Origin of the sequence: Sphaerotilus sulfidivorans (assembly GCF_013426975.1) — a bacterium.
GTDB classification, from domain to species: domain Bacteria; phylum Pseudomonadota; class Gammaproteobacteria; order Burkholderiales; family Burkholderiaceae_C; genus Sphaerotilus; species Sphaerotilus sulfidivorans.
Genome location: NZ_JACCPY010000007.1, coordinates 53,674 through 70,692, shown reverse-complemented (window position 1 = coordinate 70,692; position 17,019 = coordinate 53,674). Strand labels below are relative to the sequence as shown.

Annotated in this window: 17 protein-coding genes; 13 read left to right on the top strand and 4 right to left on the bottom strand. The window is 70.0% G+C overall.

Annotated features, from left to right (window positions below; genetic code table 11):
* Positions 1-8: 8 nt before the first annotated feature.
* Complete coding sequence (locus HZU84_RS06615; RefSeq protein ID WP_149504735.1) at positions 9-440, bottom strand: hypothetical protein; 432 nt, start codon at positions 438-440, stop codon at positions 9-11.
* Positions 441-721: 281 nt separating this feature from the next.
* Between HZU84_RS06615 and HZU84_RS06610 the strand changes: the two genes are divergently transcribed.
* The 6 genes from HZU84_RS06610 (at position 722) to HZU84_RS06585 (ending at position 7,079) form a co-directional block, all read left to right on the top strand.
* Positions 722-1,432 carry a nucleotidyltransferase family protein gene (locus tag HZU84_RS06610; RefSeq protein ID WP_259373204.1) on the top strand — a complete coding sequence of 237 codons (711 nt, stop codon included), beginning with the start codon at positions 722-724 and terminating at the stop codon, positions 1,430-1,432.
* Positions 1,433-1,722: 290 nt separating this feature from the next.
* On the top strand, positions 1,723-2,694 hold the full coding sequence (glyQ, locus tag HZU84_RS06605; RefSeq protein ID WP_149504736.1) for a glycine--tRNA ligase subunit alpha: 972 nt from the start codon (positions 1,723-1,725) through the stop codon (positions 2,692-2,694).
* 3 nt (positions 2,695-2,697) lie between these two features.
* The gene (gene glyS, locus HZU84_RS06600; RefSeq protein WP_149504737.1) at positions 2,698-4,839 is read left to right on the top strand and encodes a glycine--tRNA ligase subunit beta; all 2,142 of its coding nucleotides are present in this window, start codon (positions 2,698-2,700) and stop codon (positions 4,837-4,839) included.
* 24 nt (positions 4,840-4,863) lie between these two features.
* The gene (gene gmhB, locus HZU84_RS06595; RefSeq protein WP_149504738.1) at positions 4,864-5,469 is read left to right on the top strand and encodes a D-glycero-beta-D-manno-heptose 1,7-bisphosphate 7-phosphatase; all 606 of its coding nucleotides are present in this window, start codon (positions 4,864-4,866) and stop codon (positions 5,467-5,469) included.
* A gap of 57 nt (positions 5,470-5,526) precedes the next feature.
* On the top strand, positions 5,527-6,279 hold the full coding sequence (locus tag HZU84_RS06590; protein ID WP_149504739.1) for a lysophospholipid acyltransferase family protein: 753 nt from the start codon (positions 5,527-5,529) through the stop codon (positions 6,277-6,279).
* Positions 6,276-7,079 carry a M48 family metallopeptidase gene (locus HZU84_RS06585; protein WP_149504740.1) on the top strand — a complete coding sequence of 268 codons (804 nt, stop codon included), beginning with the start codon at positions 6,276-6,278 and terminating at the stop codon, positions 7,077-7,079. The genes HZU84_RS06590 and HZU84_RS06585 overlap by 4 nt, the downstream gene beginning before the upstream one ends.
* On the opposite strand, the gene HZU84_RS06580 is transcribed toward HZU84_RS06585, so the two are convergent.
* The gene (locus HZU84_RS06580) at positions 7,048-8,235 is read right to left on the bottom strand and encodes an MFS transporter (RefSeq protein ID WP_149504741.1); all 1,188 of its coding nucleotides are present in this window, start codon (positions 8,233-8,235) and stop codon (positions 7,048-7,050) included. The genes HZU84_RS06585 and HZU84_RS06580 overlap by 32 nt on opposite strands.
* Positions 8,236-8,282: 47 nt before the next feature.
* On the opposite strand from HZU84_RS06580, the gene HZU84_RS06575 reads away from it, so the two are divergent.
* The gene (locus tag HZU84_RS06575; RefSeq protein ID WP_149504742.1) at positions 8,283-9,347 is read left to right on the top strand and encodes an NAD(P)H-dependent flavin oxidoreductase; all 1,065 of its coding nucleotides are present in this window, start codon (positions 8,283-8,285) and stop codon (positions 9,345-9,347) included.
* A 96-nt stretch (positions 9,348-9,443) separates the two neighbouring features.
* Positions 9,444-10,907 (top strand): glucose-6-phosphate dehydrogenase, encoded by a 1,464-nt coding sequence (gene zwf, locus HZU84_RS06570; protein WP_149504743.1) that lies wholly within the window; start codon positions 9,444-9,446, stop codon positions 10,905-10,907.
* Between the two features lie 9 nt (positions 10,908-10,916).
* Here zwf and HZU84_RS06565 read toward each other — a convergent pair whose 3' ends face one another.
* Positions 10,917-11,645: an aspartate/glutamate racemase family protein gene (locus HZU84_RS06565; RefSeq protein WP_149504744.1), complete on the bottom strand. Its 729-nt coding sequence runs from the start codon at positions 11,643-11,645 to the stop codon at positions 10,917-10,919.
* A 133-nt stretch (positions 11,646-11,778) separates the two neighbouring features.
* Between HZU84_RS06565 and HZU84_RS06560 the strand changes: the two genes are divergently transcribed.
* Genes HZU84_RS06560 through HZU84_RS06540 form a run of 5 tightly spaced genes read left to right on the top strand, consistent with a single transcriptional unit; the run spans position 11,779 to position 16,628 of the window.
* Entirely contained in the window at positions 11,779-12,789 is a 1,011-nt protein-coding gene (locus HZU84_RS06560; RefSeq protein ID WP_149504745.1) for an ABC transporter ATP-binding protein, read from the top strand.
* A 34-nt stretch (positions 12,790-12,823) separates the two neighbouring features.
* On the top strand, positions 12,824-14,137 hold the full coding sequence (locus HZU84_RS06555) for an ABC transporter substrate-binding protein (protein WP_149504746.1): 1,314 nt from the start codon (positions 12,824-12,826) through the stop codon (positions 14,135-14,137).
* 4 nt (positions 14,138-14,141) lie between these two features.
* Complete coding sequence (locus HZU84_RS06550) at positions 14,142-15,026, top strand: ABC transporter permease (RefSeq protein ID WP_149504747.1); 885 nt, start codon at positions 14,142-14,144, stop codon at positions 15,024-15,026.
* 1 nt (position 15,027) lies between these two features.
* Positions 15,028-15,909, top strand: a complete 882-nt coding sequence (locus tag HZU84_RS06545; protein ID WP_149504748.1) for an ABC transporter permease — start codon at positions 15,028-15,030, stop codon at positions 15,907-15,909.
* Positions 15,906-16,628, top strand: a complete 723-nt coding sequence (locus HZU84_RS06540; RefSeq protein ID WP_149504749.1) for a GntR family transcriptional regulator — start codon at positions 15,906-15,908, stop codon at positions 16,626-16,628. Before HZU84_RS06545 ends, HZU84_RS06540 begins: the two co-directional genes overlap by 4 nt.
* Before the next feature lie 33 nt (positions 16,629-16,661).
* On the opposite strand, the gene HZU84_RS06535 is transcribed toward HZU84_RS06540, so the two are convergent.
* Positions 16,662-16,859, bottom strand: a complete 198-nt coding sequence (locus HZU84_RS06535; RefSeq protein ID WP_149505371.1) for a YgaP family membrane protein — start codon at positions 16,857-16,859, stop codon at positions 16,662-16,664.
* Positions 16,860-17,019 lie beyond the last annotated feature (160 nt).

The following is a 17,019-nucleotide window of genomic DNA, read 5'->3' as shown; positions in this document are numbered from 1 at the left end:
GACCAAATTCAGGCAGGCCTAGAATAGGCTTTCTCGCTGGCAAACCGGAGTATTTTGACATCGGTGCTTTCTGGCCGCATCCCAAGTTCATGCCGGAGTTCGGCACGCAAAAGTTCAAGAAGAGGATTGAATGTAGCAAATCCATCTTGAGCGATGTCTTCGACCAGCTTGTGTACAAGTTGGATTTGTCGCCCGCTACCGAATAACTGAATATCAGCCACCGCTGATTCAAAGTCTTTTCGCCTATCAGCGTCACTTCTGTGAGCCGCGCTTTCCAAGCGTCGATACGCTTCAATAAGGTACTGAACTCGAAGCTCTCTTCTCTTAGTCGCCAAGTCTTTGCGCACGCTCAGTCGATGCCCGACGAACCAGCTTAGCACCGCGACCACGGCAGCCAGAACCGGACCGATGACAGGAAACCAGGGAAGAAGTGCATTCATGCGGCGGCCCAACAGAATCTGAATTGCAACATCACGCTTTGTCAGCGCAAAAACCGACTTACCAGCGCTTCAGCTCATACTCAATGCGCACAAGTGGTGGCACCAGTTAATTTTTTCATCACCTGCATCTTTTCGCTCCCGTCAACGACGACCAGCATATCGACTGCCATATTTACCGTCTACGGGCGACACGCCCCAGGGCCCGTGACAAAGATCACGAAGCGCACTCTGCACACACGCAGCGAACCACCGCCCGCGCACGCTGAATACACTGCACCCTCGTGAACACCCCCCAACGCCCCACCCTGCCCCCGCGCGCGATCGTGCTCGCCGCGGGCCGTGGCGAGCGCATGCGCCCGCTGACCGACACCACCCCGAAGCCGCTGCTGCCGGTCTTCGGCCGGCCGCTGATCGAGTGGCATCTGCTTGCGCTGGCCGCCGGCGGCGTGCGCGAGGTGGTGATCAACACCGCCTGGCTGGAAGAGCGCTTCCCCGAGGTGCTGGGCGACGGCAGCCGCTTCGGGCTGTCGATCCGCTGGTCGCACGAGGGCCGCGACTTCGGCGGCGCGCTGGAGACGGGCGGCGGCATCGCCACCGTGCAGGACTGGCTCTGCGAGGACGGCCGCGAGGCCTTCTGGGTGGTCTCGGGCGACATCTGGGCGCCGGAGTTCCGCTTCGCGCCGGAGGCGGTGGCGCGCTTCGTCGACAGCGGCCATGACGCGCACCTGTGGGTCGTGCCCAACCCGCCCTATCACCCCGGCGGCGATTTCGACCACGAGGGCGGCCGCGCCACCTACGCCAACCTCGCGCTGATGCGCCCGAGCGTCTGCGCGGGGCTGCCCAAGGGCCGGCGCGCCGCGCTCGGCCGGCTGCTGATCGACGGCGTGGCGGCGGGCCGCATCTCGCTGGAGACCTGGCCCGGGCGCTGGGAGAACGTCGGCACGCCGGCGCAGCTCGCCGCGCTGCAGGGCGACAGCGCACCGGCCGCCTGACGCGCCGCGGACGATCGCGCCTGCCTCCACCGTCATCCTCGCGAAGGCGAGGACCCACGCCCGCCACCGTCGCGTCGTGCCCATCGTGGGTGCCCGCCTGCGCGGGCATGACGGCCGCCCGTCGAATCGGCGTCGGCTGCAATGTGTGGGTGCCCGCCTGCGCGGGCATGACGGGGCGGGGGGGGTGCGTCATGGCGCGACACTAGAATCCGTGATCCTCATCGCGGGCCGAGCGTGCGATTCGCGCGGCCTGCGGCCTCCCGCCCCATTCGTCCGAGCCCGCCCTTGCCATGCTGACCTTCCAGCAAATCATTCTCCGCCTTCAGGAATACTGGGACGCCCAGGGCTGCGCGCTGCTGCAGCCCTACGACATGGAGGTCGGCGCCGGCACCAGCCACACCGCGACCTTCCTGCGCGCCCTCGGCCCCGAGCCGTGGAAGGCCGCGTATGTGCAGCCCAGCCGCCGCCCCAAGGACGGCCGCTACGGCGAGAACCCGAACCGCCTGCAGCACTACTACCAGTACCAGGTGGTCCTGAAGCCGGCGCCGGCCAACATCCTGGAGCTGTACCTGGGCTCGCTGGAGGCGCTGGGCTTCGACCTGAAGAAGAACGACATCCGCTTCGTCGAGGACGACTGGGAGAACCCGACGCTGGGCGCCTGGGGCCTGGGCTGGGAGGTCTGGCTCAACGGCATGGAGGTGACGCAGTTCACCTACTTCCAGCAGGTCGGCGGCATCGACTGCAAGCCCGCCACCGGCGAGATCACCTACGGCCTGGAGCGGCTGGCGATGTACCTGCAGGGCGTGGAGAACGTCTACGACCTGAAGTTCTCCGAAGGCCTGAGCTACGGCGACGTCTACCACCAGAACGAGGTGGAGCAGTCGACCTACAACTTCGAGCACAGCAACGTCGAGTTCCTGCTCACCGCCTTCACCGCGCACGAGGGCAACGCGCAGCACCTGATCGAGAAGCAGCTGGCGCTGCCGGCCTACGAGCAGGTGCTCAAGGCCGCGCACACCTTCAACCTGCTCGACGCCCGAGGCGCGATCAGCGTCACCGAGCGCGCCGCCTACATCGGCCGCATCCGCAACCTGGCGCGCAGCGTGGCCGCCGCCTACCTCGACAGCCGCAAGCGCCTGGGCTTCCCGATGGCCCCGAAGGCCTGGGCCGACGAGGTGATCGCCAAGCTGGATGCCGAAGCCGCCAAGAACGCCGAAAAGGCCGAGAAGGCCGCCAAGAACGACTCGAAGAAGGCTGACTGAACCATGAGCACCCCCAAGAACCTGCTCGTCGAACTCTTCGTCGAGGAACTGCCGCCGAAGGCGCTGAAGAAGCTGGGCGAATCCTTCGCCTCGACGCTGGCCGCCTCGCTGAAGGCCAGCGGCCTGGCCGCGGCGGACGCCGCCGTCACGCCCTTCGCCTCGCCGCGCCGCCTGGCGGTGCATGTCACCGGCGTGGCCGCAAGGGCAGCCGACAAGGCGGTGCAGCAGAAGCTGATGCCGGTCGCCGTGGCGCTGACCGCCGACGGCCAGCCCACGCCGGCGCTGCTGAAGAAGCTGGCCTCGGTCGGCGCCGACGCCTCGGTCGTGCCGAGCCTGAAGCGCCAGCCCGACGGCAAGGCCGAAGCGCTGTTCCTGGACTCGGTCGTCGCCGGCGCCTCGCTGCAGGAAGGCCTGCAGAAGGCCCTGGACGAAGCCCTGGCCAGGCTGCCGATCCCGAAGGTCATGAGCTACCAGCTCGCCGACGGCTGGACCTCGGTGAACTTCGTGCGCCCGGCGCACGGGCTGGTCGCGCTGCACGGCGCCGATGTGGTGCCGGTGGCCACCCTCGGCCTCGTGGCCGGCCGCACCACCACCGGCCACCGCTTCGAGGCCGCGAACCCGACCGTCACGCTGCGTGACGCCGACAGCTACGCCGAGCAGATGGCCAGCGAAGGCGCGGTGATTCCCGGCTTCGACGCCCGCCGCGCCGAGATCGTGCGCCAGCTCGCCGCCGCCGCCGCTCGGCAAGGCCTCAAGCCCATCGACGACGAGGCGCTGCTCGACGAGGTCTGCGCGCTGGTCGAGCGCCCGAACGTGCTCACCTGCCAGTTCGAGCCGGAGTTCCTGGAAGTGCCGCAGGAATGCCTCATCCTGACGATGAAGGCCAACCAGAAGTACTTCCCGCTGCTGGACGCCCAGGCCAAGCTGACCAACAAGTTCCTGATCGTCTCGAACATCCGCCCGGAAGACCCGAGCGCGGTGATCGGCGGCAACGAGCGCGTGGTGCGCCCGCGCCTGGCCGACGCCAAGTTCTTCTTCGACCAGGACCGCAAGAAGACGCTGGAGAGCCGCGTGGCCGGTCTGGCCAAGGTGGTCTACCACGGCAAGCTCGGCACCCAGGGCGAGCGCACCGAGCGCGTGCGCGCGCTGACCCACCTGATCGTGCGCCAGCTCGGCGAGCATCAGCCCGCGTCGGTGCAGTCGCATGACGAGCTGCAGATGCTGGCGCACAAGGCCGACCAGGCCGCGCTGCTGGCCAAGACCGACCTGCTGACCGACATGGTCGGCGAGTTCCCCGAGCTGCAGGGCATCATGGGCGGCTACTACGCCCGCTTCGAGGGCCTGCGCGACGGCGTGGCCATCGCCATCGAGGACCACTACAAGCCGCGCTTCGCCGGCGATGCGCTCCCCCGCAACCACACCGGCACGGTGGTGGCGCTGGCCGACAAGCTGGAGACGCTGGTGGGCCTGTTCGGCATCGGCCAGCTGCCCACCGGCGACAAGGATCCGTTCGCGCTGCGCCGCCATGCGCTGGGCGTGATCCGCATCCTGGTCGAGAAGAACCTGCCGCTGGACCTGCCCGAGCTGCTGCGCTCGGCCGCGCCGGTCTTCGGCGGCCTGATCGAGGATCCGACCCCGAAGCTGCTGCCCTTCTTCGCCGACCGCCTGGCCGTCTCCCTGCGAGAGCAGGGCTACAGCGCGCAGGAAGTCGACGCGGTGCTGGCGCTCGCGCCCACCCGCCTGGGCGAGGTGCCGCGCCGTCTGGCGGCGGTGCGCGCCTTCGCCGGCCTGCCCGAGGCCGCCTCGCTGGCCGCGGCCAACAAGCGCATCGGCAACATTCTGAAGAAGGCCGAGGGCGAGGTGGAGGCGAAGGTGGACACCGCGCTGCTGCAGGAAGCCGCCGAGCAGGCGCTGTTCGAGGCGCTGGGCACGGTGCAGCCCGAGGCCGACCGCCTTTTCGAGCAGGGCGACCATGCCGGCAGCCTGAAGGCGCTGGCTGCGCTGAAAGCACCGGTCGACGCCTTCTTCGACGACGTGATGGTCAACGCCGAGGACGCCCAGCTGCGCGCCAACCGCCTGGGCCTGCTCAAGACGCTGCATGAGGCGATGAACCGCGTCGCCGACCTGTCGCGCCTGGCGGCCTGACCGCGCACGCCGGGAGCACAGACCATGGGCGAGCGCAGCAACCCGATCAAGCTGGTCGTTCTCGACCGCGACGGCACCATCAACGAGGACCGCGACGACTATGTCAAGTCGGCCGACGAGTGGGTGCCGCTGCCGGGTGCGCTCGCCGCGATCGCCCGGCTCTACCAGGCCGGCTGGCATGTGGTGGTCGCCACCAACCAGTCGGGCCTGGGCCGCGGCCTGTTCGACGCGTACACGCTCAACGAGATGCACGCGAAGATGAACGCGCTGCTGACGCCGCTGGGCGGGCGGGTCGATGCGGTCTTCTTCTGCCCGCACGCGCCCGAGGACGACTGCCGCTGCCGCAAGCCGCGCCCGGGCCTGTTCGAGGACATCGGCCTGCGCTTCGGCATCGACATGACGGGCGTGCCGGCGGTCGGCGACACGCTGCGCGACCTGCAGGCGGCCAGCACGGTCGGCTGCACGCCGCATCTGGTGCGCACCGGCAAGGCCGCCTCGCTCGACGAGGCCGGCGTGCAGGCGATGCGCGAGAAGGTGCCGGGCCTGACGGTGCATGCCGATCTGGCCGCCTTCGTCGACGCGCTGCTGGCCGCCGAGGGCCGCCGCGTGGCCGACGGTCGCCGCGCCTGACCGGCACACCCGCATCCGCCCCTTCGTTCACGACCCCGCACCCGCTCTGCGCCCCGCATGCTCGCCTATCTGCGCTCCGTCCTGTATTTCCTCTGGCTGCTGATCACGATCATTCCGTGGAGCCTGTTTGTCGTCGTCATCTCGCCGTTCATGCGCAGCACGCCGCTGTACTGGATCTGCGCGGGCTGGCTGAAGACCGCGATCCACGGCGCGAAATGGATCTGCGGCGTGAAGTGGCGCATCCAGGGCATGGAGAACGTGCCCACCGCCGCCGACGGCAGCGCCGCGGTCATCCTGGCGCCGAAGCACCAGTCGACCTGGGAGACCTTCGCCTTCCCGTCGGTCATGCCGCATCCGCTGGCCTATGTGTTCAAGCGCGAGCTGCTGATGATTCCCTTCTTCGGCTGGGCGATCGGCCGGCTCGACATGGTGCACATCGACCGCGGCCGCCGCTCCGAGGCCTGGCGCAAGGTGGCCGAGCAGGGCACGCGCATCATGCAGCAGGGCAACTGGATCATCATGTTCCCCGAGGGCACCCGCACCGAGCGCGGCAGCCAGGGCGAATACAAGAGCGGCGCGTCGCGGCTGGCGATCGCCGCGGGCGTGCCGATCGTGCCGATCGCGGTGACCTCGGCACGCTGCTGGCCGCGCAAGAGCTTCCTGCTGCGCCCGGGCACGATCGACATCTCCATCGGCCGGCCGATCGCGCCGCAGGGCCGTCGGCCCGACGAGCTGATGAAGGAGGTCGAGGCCTGGATCGAGTCCGAGATGCGCCGCCTCGATCCCGAGGCCTACCCGCCCGCCGCATGAGCGCGCCGGCCGCCGCGCCCGACACCGCGGCACTGGCCGGCTGCGAGGCGCTGCTGCGCCCCGAGGGCATGCACCGCGAGATCGAGCTCGGCGGCATTCGCCTGGGCTACCGGCTGCGCCGCGCCAACCGGCGCACCATCGGCTTCGTCGTCGGCCCGGCCGGACTGACGGTCAGCGTGCCGCGCTGGGTCGGGCAGGCACAGATCGATGCGGCGCTGCGGCACAAGAGCGCCTGGATCCTGCGCCAGCTCGCCGCGCAGGGCCGGCGCCACCAGGCGCACCAGGACGCACGCGTCGACTGGCGCGACGGCACCGAGCTGCCGTGGCTGGGCGCGCCGCTGCGCATCCGGCTGGCGCCGCAGCTCTCGCGCACGCTGCTGCAGGCCGCCCGCCCGCTGACCCAGGAACCCGCCACGCTGCTGCTGGCGCTGCCGGCCGACACCGCGCCCGAGGCGCTGCGCGCCGCGGTGCAGCGCTGGCTGCAGCGCCAGGCGCGCACGCTGTTCGAGGCCCGCATCGCGCTGCACGCCGGCACGATGGGCGTGCAGGTCCGGCAGCTGCGCCTGAGTTCGGCGCGCACCCGCTGGGGCAGCGCCAGCAGCGACGGCTCGATCCGCCTGAACTGGCGCCTGATCCACTTTCCCGTCGAGACGATCGACTATGTCGTCGTGCACGAGCTGGCCCACCTGCGCGAGATGAACCACAGCCCGGCCTTCTGGGCCATCGTGCAGGCGGCGATGCCCGACTACGAGCAGCGCCGGCGCCAGCTCAAGGATGGGGTGGTGCCGGTGTTCGATTGAGGGCTGGCCGCCGCGCCAGCCAGGCCAGCGCCGCCCCCATCACCAGCAGCGCCGGCAGCGAACCCAGGTTCAGCACCGACCAGCCCTGCGTCGTCACCAGCGCGCCGGAGGCGAAGGAGGTCAGCGCCATCGTCGCGAAGACGCCGAAGTTGATCACCGCCTGCGCACGGTCCTTTTCCTCGGGCCGGTAGGACTGCATCGCCAGCGTGGTGCTGCCGGTGAAGAGGAAGTTCCAGCCCACGCCGAGCAGGAAGAGCGCGACGACGAAGCGGTGCAGATCCTGGCCGGTCAGCGCCACCGCCACGCAGGCCAGGTTCAGCAGCACGCCGGCAGCCATCACCCGCATCACCCCGAAGCGGCGGATCCAGCCGCCGGTCCAGAAGCCGGGCGCGAACATGCCGATCACATGCCACTCCAGCACCCAGGCCACATCGGAGAAGGGCATGCCGCAGACATCCATCGCCAGCGGGGTGGCCGCCATCAGCAGGTTCATCACGCCGTAGCCGATGGCTGCGGCCAGCGCCGCGACCAGGAAGACCGGCTCGCGCAGCAGCTCGGCCGTCGAGCGCCCTTGCGGCGCGCCGGCCGGCGTCGGCGGCACGGCGGGAAACCGGATCAGCGCCATCACCGCCATCGACAGCAGCGCCACCCCCGCCAGCGCCAGATAGGCGCCGAGAAAGGGCACCGGCAGCAGATCGCGGGTGTGGCTGGCCAGATTGGGCCCGGCCACCGCGCCGATCAGCCCGCCGGCCAGCACCCTTGAGACCGCGCGCTCGCGCTCGGCCGGCGGCGCCAGCTCGGCGGCGGCGAAGCGGTAGAGCTGGCCGTTGGCGCTGTAGTAGCCGGCCACCACCGTGGCCGCCAGCAGCAGCCAGAAGCTGCCGATCCACGCCGCCAGCGCGCACAGCAGCGCCGAGCCCAGCGCCACCGCCAGACCGCTCTGGAAGGACACCTGCCGCCCCCAGCGCCGCTGCACTCGCGCCACCGCGCCGGTGGCCAGCGCGCCGCCGACGACATAGCCCATGACCGGCAGCGTCGCCATCCACGGTCGCGGCGCCATCTGCATGCCGACCAGGCCGTTGATCGCGATGAAGACGATGTTGTTGGTCAGCAGCAGGCCCTGGGCCGTGGCGAGCAGGTGGACATGGCGATTCATGATCAGGCATTGTCCTCCTTCACCGACCCGCCCCCGGAGAACCGCAGATGACCTCGCCTCGCCCCCTCTTCCCGGAACTCGCCCGCCTGCGCTGGCCGCTGATCCAGGCGCCGATGGCCGGCGCGCAGGACGCCCGGCTGGCCCTGGCGGTCGGCCGTGCCGGCGCCCTGGGCTCGCTGCCGGCGGCGATGCTCTCGCCCGAGGCGCTCGAGCGCGAGCTGCAGGCGATGCAGGCCGCCGACCTGCCCTGCAATGTCAACTTCTTCGCCCACCGGCCGCCGGACGCCACGCAGGCCGACGCCGCCGAGATCCGCTGGCGCCAGGCGCTGGCGCCGCTGCGCGCCGAGTTCGGCCTGGGCGAGAACGACGGCCCGACGCCGGCCAGCCGCCAGCCCTTCGACGCGGCCATGGCCGAGGTGCTGGAGCGCTGCCCGCCGGCGGTGGTCAGCTTCCACTTCGGGCTGCCGGACGCGGCGCTGCTGGCGCGTGTGCGTGCGCTGGGCTGCCGCATCCTGTCGTCGGCGACGACGCTGCGCGAGGCGCAGTGGCTGCAGGCCCAAGGCGTCGACGCGGTGATCGCCCAGGGCCTGGAGGCCGGCGGCCATCGCGGTCATTTTCTCGACACCGATCCCGACCGGCAGAGCGACATGCTGACGCTGGTGACGGCCTGCGCGCAGGCGCTCGAGGTGCCGGTGATCGCCGCCGGCGGCATCGGCACCGCCGCAGAGGTTCGCGCCGCGCTGGCTGCCGGCGCACGTGCGGTGCAGGTCGGCACCGCTTTCCTGTGCTGCGACGAGGCCACGACCGGGCCGCTGCACCGCGCCCGGCTGCTCGACCCGCAGGCGCCCACCGCGCTGACCAATCTGTTCTCCGGCGGCCTGGCCCGCGGCCTGTACAACCGGCTGATGGCCGAGTTCGGCCCGGTCAGCGCGCTGGCGCCGCCTTTTCCGCGCGCCAGCGCCGCGCTGGCGCCGCTGCGCGCCGCCGCCGAGCGCCTGGGGCGCGACGACTTCACGCCGCTGTGGTCGGGCACCAACCGGCGCGGCTGCCGCGCGGTGCCGGCGGCGGAGATCGTCGAGGCCCTGACCGCCGGCCTGTCTCCGGCGGGCTGAGCCGGAAAACCGGGGCGGACCCGGCCCTGGTCCGACTCTTGCGCGCGCACGACGGCCCCCAGAATCCGTCGATCCCAGCCTCAGAGGAGACCTGTCTTGGCCAAGATCCCCCCCGGCGTCGGTCCGCGCTTTCCGCAGGTCGTCGTCCTGTTCGGCGCCACCGGCGACCTGGCCCGGCGCAAGCTGCTGCCCGGCCTGTACCACCTGACTTCGGCCGGCTTCATTCCCGGCTGCCGCATCATCGGCGTGTCGCTCGACGACATCGATGTCGAGACCTTCCGGCGGCAGGCGCGCAGCGCGCTCGACGAGTTCTCCAGCCGGCGGGTGACCGAGCCGGACTGGCAGGACTTCGCCGCCAGCCTCGACTATGTGCCGCTGTCGGCCGGGCCGGAGGCGCTGCGCGCGGCGGTCGAGGCCGCCGAGCAGAGCCTGGGCACCGAGTGCCGCCGGCTGCACTACCTGAGCGTGCCCCCGAGCGCGGCGCTGCCGGCGGTGCGCCTGCTGGGTGCGGCCGGCCTGGTCGAGCGCGCGCGCATCATCATGGAGAAGCCCTTCGGCACCGACCTGCAGAGCGCCGTCACGCTCAATGCGCGGCTGCACGAGGTCTTCGCCGAGGAACAGATCTACCGCATCGACCATTTCCTCGGCAAGGAGCCGGCACAGAACATCCTCGCGTTCCGCTTCGCCAACGGCCTGTTCGAGCCGATCTGGAACCGCAACTTCATCGACCATGTCCAGATCGACGTGCCCGAGACGCTCGGCCTGGGCAAGCGCGCGGCCTTCTACGAGCAGACCGGCGCCTACCGCGACATGGTGGTGACGCACCTGTTCCAGATCCTGGCCTTCATGGCGATGGAGCCGCCGACCTCGCTGGAGCCGGTGCCGATCAGCGAGGAGAAGAACAAGGTCTTCCGCAGCATGCTGCCGATCCAGCCCGACGAGGTGGTGCGCGGCCAGTACAGCGGCTACCGCGACGAGGAAGGCATCGATCCGGACTCCGACACCGAGACCTTCATCGCGCTCAAGTGCCACATCGACAACTGGCGCTGGGCGGGCGTGCCCTTCTACCTGCGCACCGGCAAGCGGCTGGCGGAGGGGCAGCGCATCATCTCGATCGCCTTCCGCGAGCCGCCCAAGAGCATGTTCCCGCCGAACTCGGGCGTGGGCTCGCAGGGACCGGACCATCTGACCTTCGACCTGGCCGACGCCTCGAAGATGTCGCTGTCCTTCTACGGCAAGCGCCCGGGGCCGGGCATGCGGCTGGACAAGCTGAGCCTGCAGTTCGCGATGACCGACACCGGCCTGGCCGGCGAGGTGCTGGAGGCCTACGAGCGGCTGATCCTGGACGCGATGCGCGGCGACCGCACCCTCTTCACCACCGCCGAGGGCATCGAGCGGCTCTGGGAGGTGTCGCAGCCGCTGCTGGAGGCGCCGCCGCCGGTGCGGCTCTACCAGCAGGGCTCCTGGGGCCCGAAGGCGGTGCACCAGCTCATCGCGCCGCACGCCTGGCGTCTGCCCTTCGAGCGGGCATGGCGCAAGCAGACGGTGCAGGGCGGCTGATCTGCGCCCTCACCAGCCCAGCGGCGCCGCCCAGCCGACGTACTGCTTGGGCAGCGGGCGGGCGTAGTCGCCCTGCTTGGAGGTGCGCAGGCCCAGGCCCGCCAGCGCCTCGGCGAAGCGCACCGCCGCTGCCACCCCGTCGATGACCGGCACGCCCAGACGCGCCGACAGCGTCGCGCACAGCCCGGCCATGCCGGCGCAGCCCAGCACGATCGCGCCGCTGCGGTCGCGCGCCAGCGCCTCGCGCGCGGCCGCCTCGATCAGGTCGACGCAGGCCGCGCCGCCGTCCTCCAGCGCCAGCACCGGGATGTCGGTGCCGTGCACGCCGCGGCAGCGCGAGGCCAGGCCGTAGCGCTGCAGCAGGTGCTCGGCGGTCACGCAGGTGCGCGTCATCGTCGTGACCACCGAGAAGCCGGTGGCGACGAAGCTCGCCGCATGAAAGGCCGCCTCGGCCACGCCGAGCACCGGCACCTCGAGCGCCTCGCGCGCCGCATCCAGCCCCGGATCGCCGAAGCAGGCGATCACCACCGCGTCCATCCCGGCGCCGTGCAGGCGCACCGTCTCGGCCACGCCGGCGGCGGCGATCGTCTCGTCGTAGTGCCCCTCGATCGAGCGCGGCCCGAAGGCGGGCTGCACCGCGGTGATCGTCGTGCCGGCAGAGGCCACGGCCCGCGCGGCCTGGGCGATCGAGGCGGTCATCGCCTCGGAGGTGTTCGGATTGAGGATCAGCAGATTCATGTCGGTGCGCTTCCGGTTGGTGCATGAGGGACGGTGTCGCCGCCTGTTTTGCATACAAAGCAAGAGCTGCGCCGCATGTCGGTGCATGCGGGGCCCGGAACGCATGGCACAGCGATTGCATACAAAAACCGGCATGAACACCGCCCCTGCCGCACGCACCGATCTGGAACTGGTCCGCCTGGTCAAGGACTACGGCAACTCGCTGGCCGTGGCCGGCATCGACCTGAAGATTGCCGCCGGCAGCTACTGCTGCCTGCTCGGGCCCTCGGGCTGCGGCAAGACCTCGACGCTGCGTATGATCGCCGGCCACGAGGATCCGACCGACGGCGCCATCGTGCTGGGCGGGCGCGAGATCACCCATCTGTCGCCGGCCGAGCGCGGCACCGCGATGATGTTCCAGAGCTATGCGCTCTTCCCGCATCTGACGGTGCTGGACAACGTCGCCTTCAGTGCCCGCATGAAGGGCACGGCCAGGCCCGAGCGCCATGCCCGCGCGATGGAGCTGCTCAAGCTGGTGCACATGGAGCCCTATGCCGCGCGCCTGCCCGCCGCGCTGTCGGGCGGCCAGCAGCAGCGCGTGGCGCTGGCGCGTGCGCTGATGCTGAGCCCCAAGGTGCTGCTGCTCGACGAGCCGCTGTCGGCGCTCGACCCCTTCCTGCGCGTGAAGATGCGCGCGGAGCTGAAGCGCTGGCACCGCGAGCTGGGCATGAGCTTCATCCATGTCACGCACTCGCAGGAGGAGGCGATGGCGCTGGCCGATCTGGTCGTCGTGATGAACCAGGGCCGCATCGAGCAGGCCGGCAGCGCGCGCGAGGTCTTCGAGCGCCCGCGCACCGAGTTCGTCGCCCGCTTCATCGGCGCGCACAACGTCATCGACACGCCGGCCGGCCGCATCGCGGTGCGCACCGACCGGCTGCGCCTGGCCGAGGCCGATGCCACCGGCCCGCTCGCGCAGGTCGCCGCGGTCGAATACCAGGGCGCGCAGGTGCTGGTGCATCTGGCCGCACCCGACGCCGGCGCGGACGACGCGCCCGCCTGGACCGCCGCGCTGCCGGACGCCGATTTCCACGCCGCGCCGATCGAGCCCGGCCGGCGCGTCGCGCTACGCTGGCAGCCCGCCGACGCCCATGCGCTCGCCGCCTGAACAACCCCGCCCCCCCAACCCTGGAGCTCTCGCCATGTCCGCTGATCTCGAACCGCAGAACGCCCCGGCTGCCGCGCCGACCACCGACACGCCCGAACTGCAGCGCCGCGGCTTCCTGCGCGCCGCCGCCGGCGTCGGTGTCGCCGCCACCGGCATCACCGGCTTCCCCTTCGTGCATGCGCAGGAAAAGATCGTGCTGCGCTACCTGGGCACCGCGGTGAACCAGGACAAAGCCATCGCCGAGAAGTTCGAGGCCGACACCGGCATCAAGATCCAGTACATCCCGGTCACCACCGACGACGTGACCAAGCGCGCCGTCACCGCGCCCAACTCCTTCGACCTGATCGATACCGAGTACTTCTCGCTGAAGAAGATCATCCCGACCGGCAACCTGCTCGGCATCGACGTCAAGCGCATCCGAAACGCCGACAAGATCACCTCGCTCTTCACCAAGGGCGAAGTGGCGGGCAAGAAGGTCGGCGACCAGGGCACCGCGCCGAAGAAGGTGATGTACCTGCCGTCCGGCACCGCGAAGACCTTCGCGAACGAGCCGACGCAGTTCATGACGCTGATCCCCACCGTCTACAACGCCGACACGCTGGGCATCCGCCCCGACCTGATCAAGCGCCCGATCAGCTCCTGGGCCGAGCTGCTGAACCCCGAGTTCAAGGGCAAGGCAGCGATCCTGAACATTCCCTCCATCGGCATCATGGACGCGGCGATGGTGGTCGAGGCTCTTGGGCTCTACAAGTACCCCGACAAGGGCAACATGACGAAGAAGGAGATCGACCTCACCATCAAGACGCTGATCGAGGCCAAGAAGGCCGGCCAGTTCCGCGCGCTGTGGAAGGACTTCAACGAAAGCGTCAACCTGATGGCCTCGGGCGAGGTGGTGATCCAGTCGATGTGGTCGCCGGCGGTGACGGCGGTGCGCACCAAGGGCATCGACTGCACCTTCCAGCCGCTGAAGGAAGGCTATCGCGCCTGGGCGGCCGGCTTCGGCGTGCCCAAGACCGTCACCGGCCGCAAGGCCGACGGCGTCTACGAGTTCATCAACTGGTTCCTCGACGGCTGGGCCGGCGCCTACCTCAACCGCCAGGGCTACTACAGCGCCGTGCTGGAGACCGCCCGGGCCAAGATGGAGGCCTACGAGTGGGCCTACTGGATGGAAGGCAAGCCGGCCACCCAGGACATCAAGAGCCCGAACGGCGACGTGCTGGCCAAGAAGGGCGCCGTGCGCGACGGCGGCTCCTACGAGGCGCGCATGGGCGGCATCGCCTGCTGGAACGCGGTGATGGACGAGAACGCCTACATGGTCCAGAAGTGGAACGAGTTCGTCGCGGCCTGAGATCATGAAAAGCGCTCGCACCGCCGCCATCGCCTGGGCGCAGGCCTCGCCGCTCGCGGCGGTGTTCGCGCTGTTCTTCGTCGTGCCGCTGGCGCTCGTGCTGGTCGTCAGCTTCTGGCAGGCGACCGAGTACGAGCTGCTGCCGGCCTTCACCGGGCAGAACTACATCGATGTCTTCGCCGGCTGCCCGGTGACCGCCGACGGCGACCTCTGCGTCACCTTCAAGACCTACCTGTCGACGCTGAAGTTCGGCGTGCTGACCTGGGCGATCACCGCCGCGCTCGGCTTCTCGATCGCCTACTTCCTGGCCTTCCATGTGCAGGGCACGCTGATGCAGACGGTGCTGTTCATCATTTGCACCGTGCCCTTCTGGACCAGCAACGTCATCCGGATGATCTCCTGGGTGCCGCTGCTGGGCCGCAACGGTCTGGTCAACCAGACGCTGATCGGCGCCGGCCTGGTCGACCAGCCGGTGGAGTGGCTGCTGTTCTCGGACTTCTCGGTGGTGCTGGCCTTCGTGCACCTGTACACGATGTTCATGATCGTGCCGATCTTCAACTCGATGATGCGCATCGACCGCAACCTGCTGGAGGCCGCGCGCGACAACGGCGCCTCGCCGTGGCAGACGGTGGTGCATGTGGTGCTGCCGCTCAGCCGAACCGGGCTGATCATCGGCTCGATCTTCGTGCTGGCGCTGGTGATGGGCGACTTCGTGACGGTGGGCGTGATGGGCGGCCAGCAGATCGCCTCGGTCGGCAAGATCATCCAGGTGCAGACCAGCTACCTGCAGTTCCCGATGGCCGCGGCCAACGCGGTCATCCTGCTGGCGGTGGTGCTGATGATGATCGCCGCGCTGATGCGGCTGGTGAACCTGCGCAAGGAGCTGTGAGATGGCCAACCCCGTTCGCCGCAGACGACGCCCGCTGAGCTTCTGGCTGCTGGGCGCCGTGTTCGCCGCCTTCGTGCTCTTCCTGTACGGCCCGATGTTCACGATCTTCGTGCTGAGCTTCCAGGGGCCGGAGGGCGGGCTGACCTTCCCGATGCGCGGCGCCTCGCTGCACTGGTTCCGCCAGCTCTGGGAGGGCATCGGCGTCATCGACATCGGCGCGGCCTTGCGGCGCTCGCTGGCGCTGGGCACCGTGGTGATGATGCTCACCGTGGGGCTGTCGCTGCTGGCCGGCCTGGCCTACCGCAAGAAGCTGCCCGGCGGCACGGTGCTGTTCTACATCGTCGTGGCCAGCCTGATCATGCCCTCGATCATCGTCTCGCTCGGCGTCGGGCTGATGTTCCGGCTGCTCGACACCGGCCTGAAGACGCTGCTGGAGGCCCACGCGCCCGCGCTGCTGGAGACCTTCACGACGACGATGGGCCTGTTCAGCTCCGGACTGGGTGCGCAGCTGACCTGGACGCTGCCCTTCGGCCTGCTGATCATGTTCGCGGTGTTCAACCGCTTCAACCCGGCCTATGAAGAGGCCGCGCGCGACCTCGGCGCCACGCCGTGGCAGAGCTTCCGCCATGTGGTGCTGCCGCTGATCGGACCGAGCCTGGTGGGCGTGGGCATGTTCGGCTTCACGCTGAGCTGGGACGAGATCGCGCGCAGCTCGCAGGCGATGGGCGATCTCAACACCCTGCCGCTGGAGCTGCAGGGCCTGACCACCACGGTGACCACGCCGGTGATCTACGCGCTGGGCACGGTCACCACCGTCATTTCCTTCCTGGTGATGGGTCTGACGCTGGCCATCGTCGCCTTCTGGCAAAGTCGCCGCCGATGAACGACGACGACACGCCCGCGCCGCCGACCGCCACCGAGCGCGTCTACGAAGGCCTCTACACCGACATCCTGGAGCGCCGCCTGGCCCCAGGCACGCGGCTGCGCGAGGAGGAGCTGGCCGCGCGCTTCGAGGTCTCGCGCACGGTGGTCAGGCAGGCGCTGCAGCGCCTGGCGCAGGAGCAGGTCATCGCGCTGCAGCACAACCGCGGCGCGCAGGTGCCCGCACCGACCCGCGACGATGCGCGCCATGTCTTCGACGCTCGCCGGGTGGTGGAATGCGAGATCGCCCGCCGGCTGGCCGGGCGGCTGCACGCCGAGCAAGTGGCCGAGCTGGAAACGCTGGTCGAGGCCGAGGCCCGTGCGCAGGCCCAGGGCGACCGCGCGGCGGCGATCCGGCTCTCTGGCGAATTCCATCGCCGGCTCGCGCTGATGGGCGGCAACCCGGTCTTCGTGCGCATGCTCGACGGCCTGCTGCCGACCACCTCGCTGCTGACGGCGCTGTACCAGCCCGCCGGCACGCCGGCCTGCGTCGCGCACCGCCATGTCGAGCTGATCGCCGCGCTGGCCGGCACCGGCGCCAGCGCCGCCACCGAGATGCGCCGCCATCTGCAGGAGATCGAGCGCTCGCTCGAGGAGCCGCGGGTGCGCGCCGGCTCACGCGGCGCCCGGCCGCGCGATCTGTTCGGCGCCTACCGCGAACCCGGCGACGGCACGCGCTGAGCGCGCCGGGAAGACGGCCTCAGGACCGCGAGATCAGGACCGCGAGGACAGCGGGCAGGTGTTCAGCCCGATGATCGAATAGAGCGGGCAGCTGCGCAGCAGGCCGGTGGCCAGCGGCACGATGCCGATCCAGCCCCAGGCGCCGACCGTGCCGGTGGCCGCCAGCGCGATCAGCACCAGACCGACGAGGATGCGCAGGATGCGGTCGAGGCCGCCGACATTGGTCTTCATCATGGTCGCTCTCCAGGACAGGAACTTCAGGGGCAGGGCAAAAGATGCCCCCTGAAGTATCCCTCTGCAGTACCACTGCAGGATGATCTGGATCATGTTCCACCCTGCCCCCACCGGGCCGCCACCGTGCCGATGCCGGCAGCCCGGCCCGCTGCCTAGA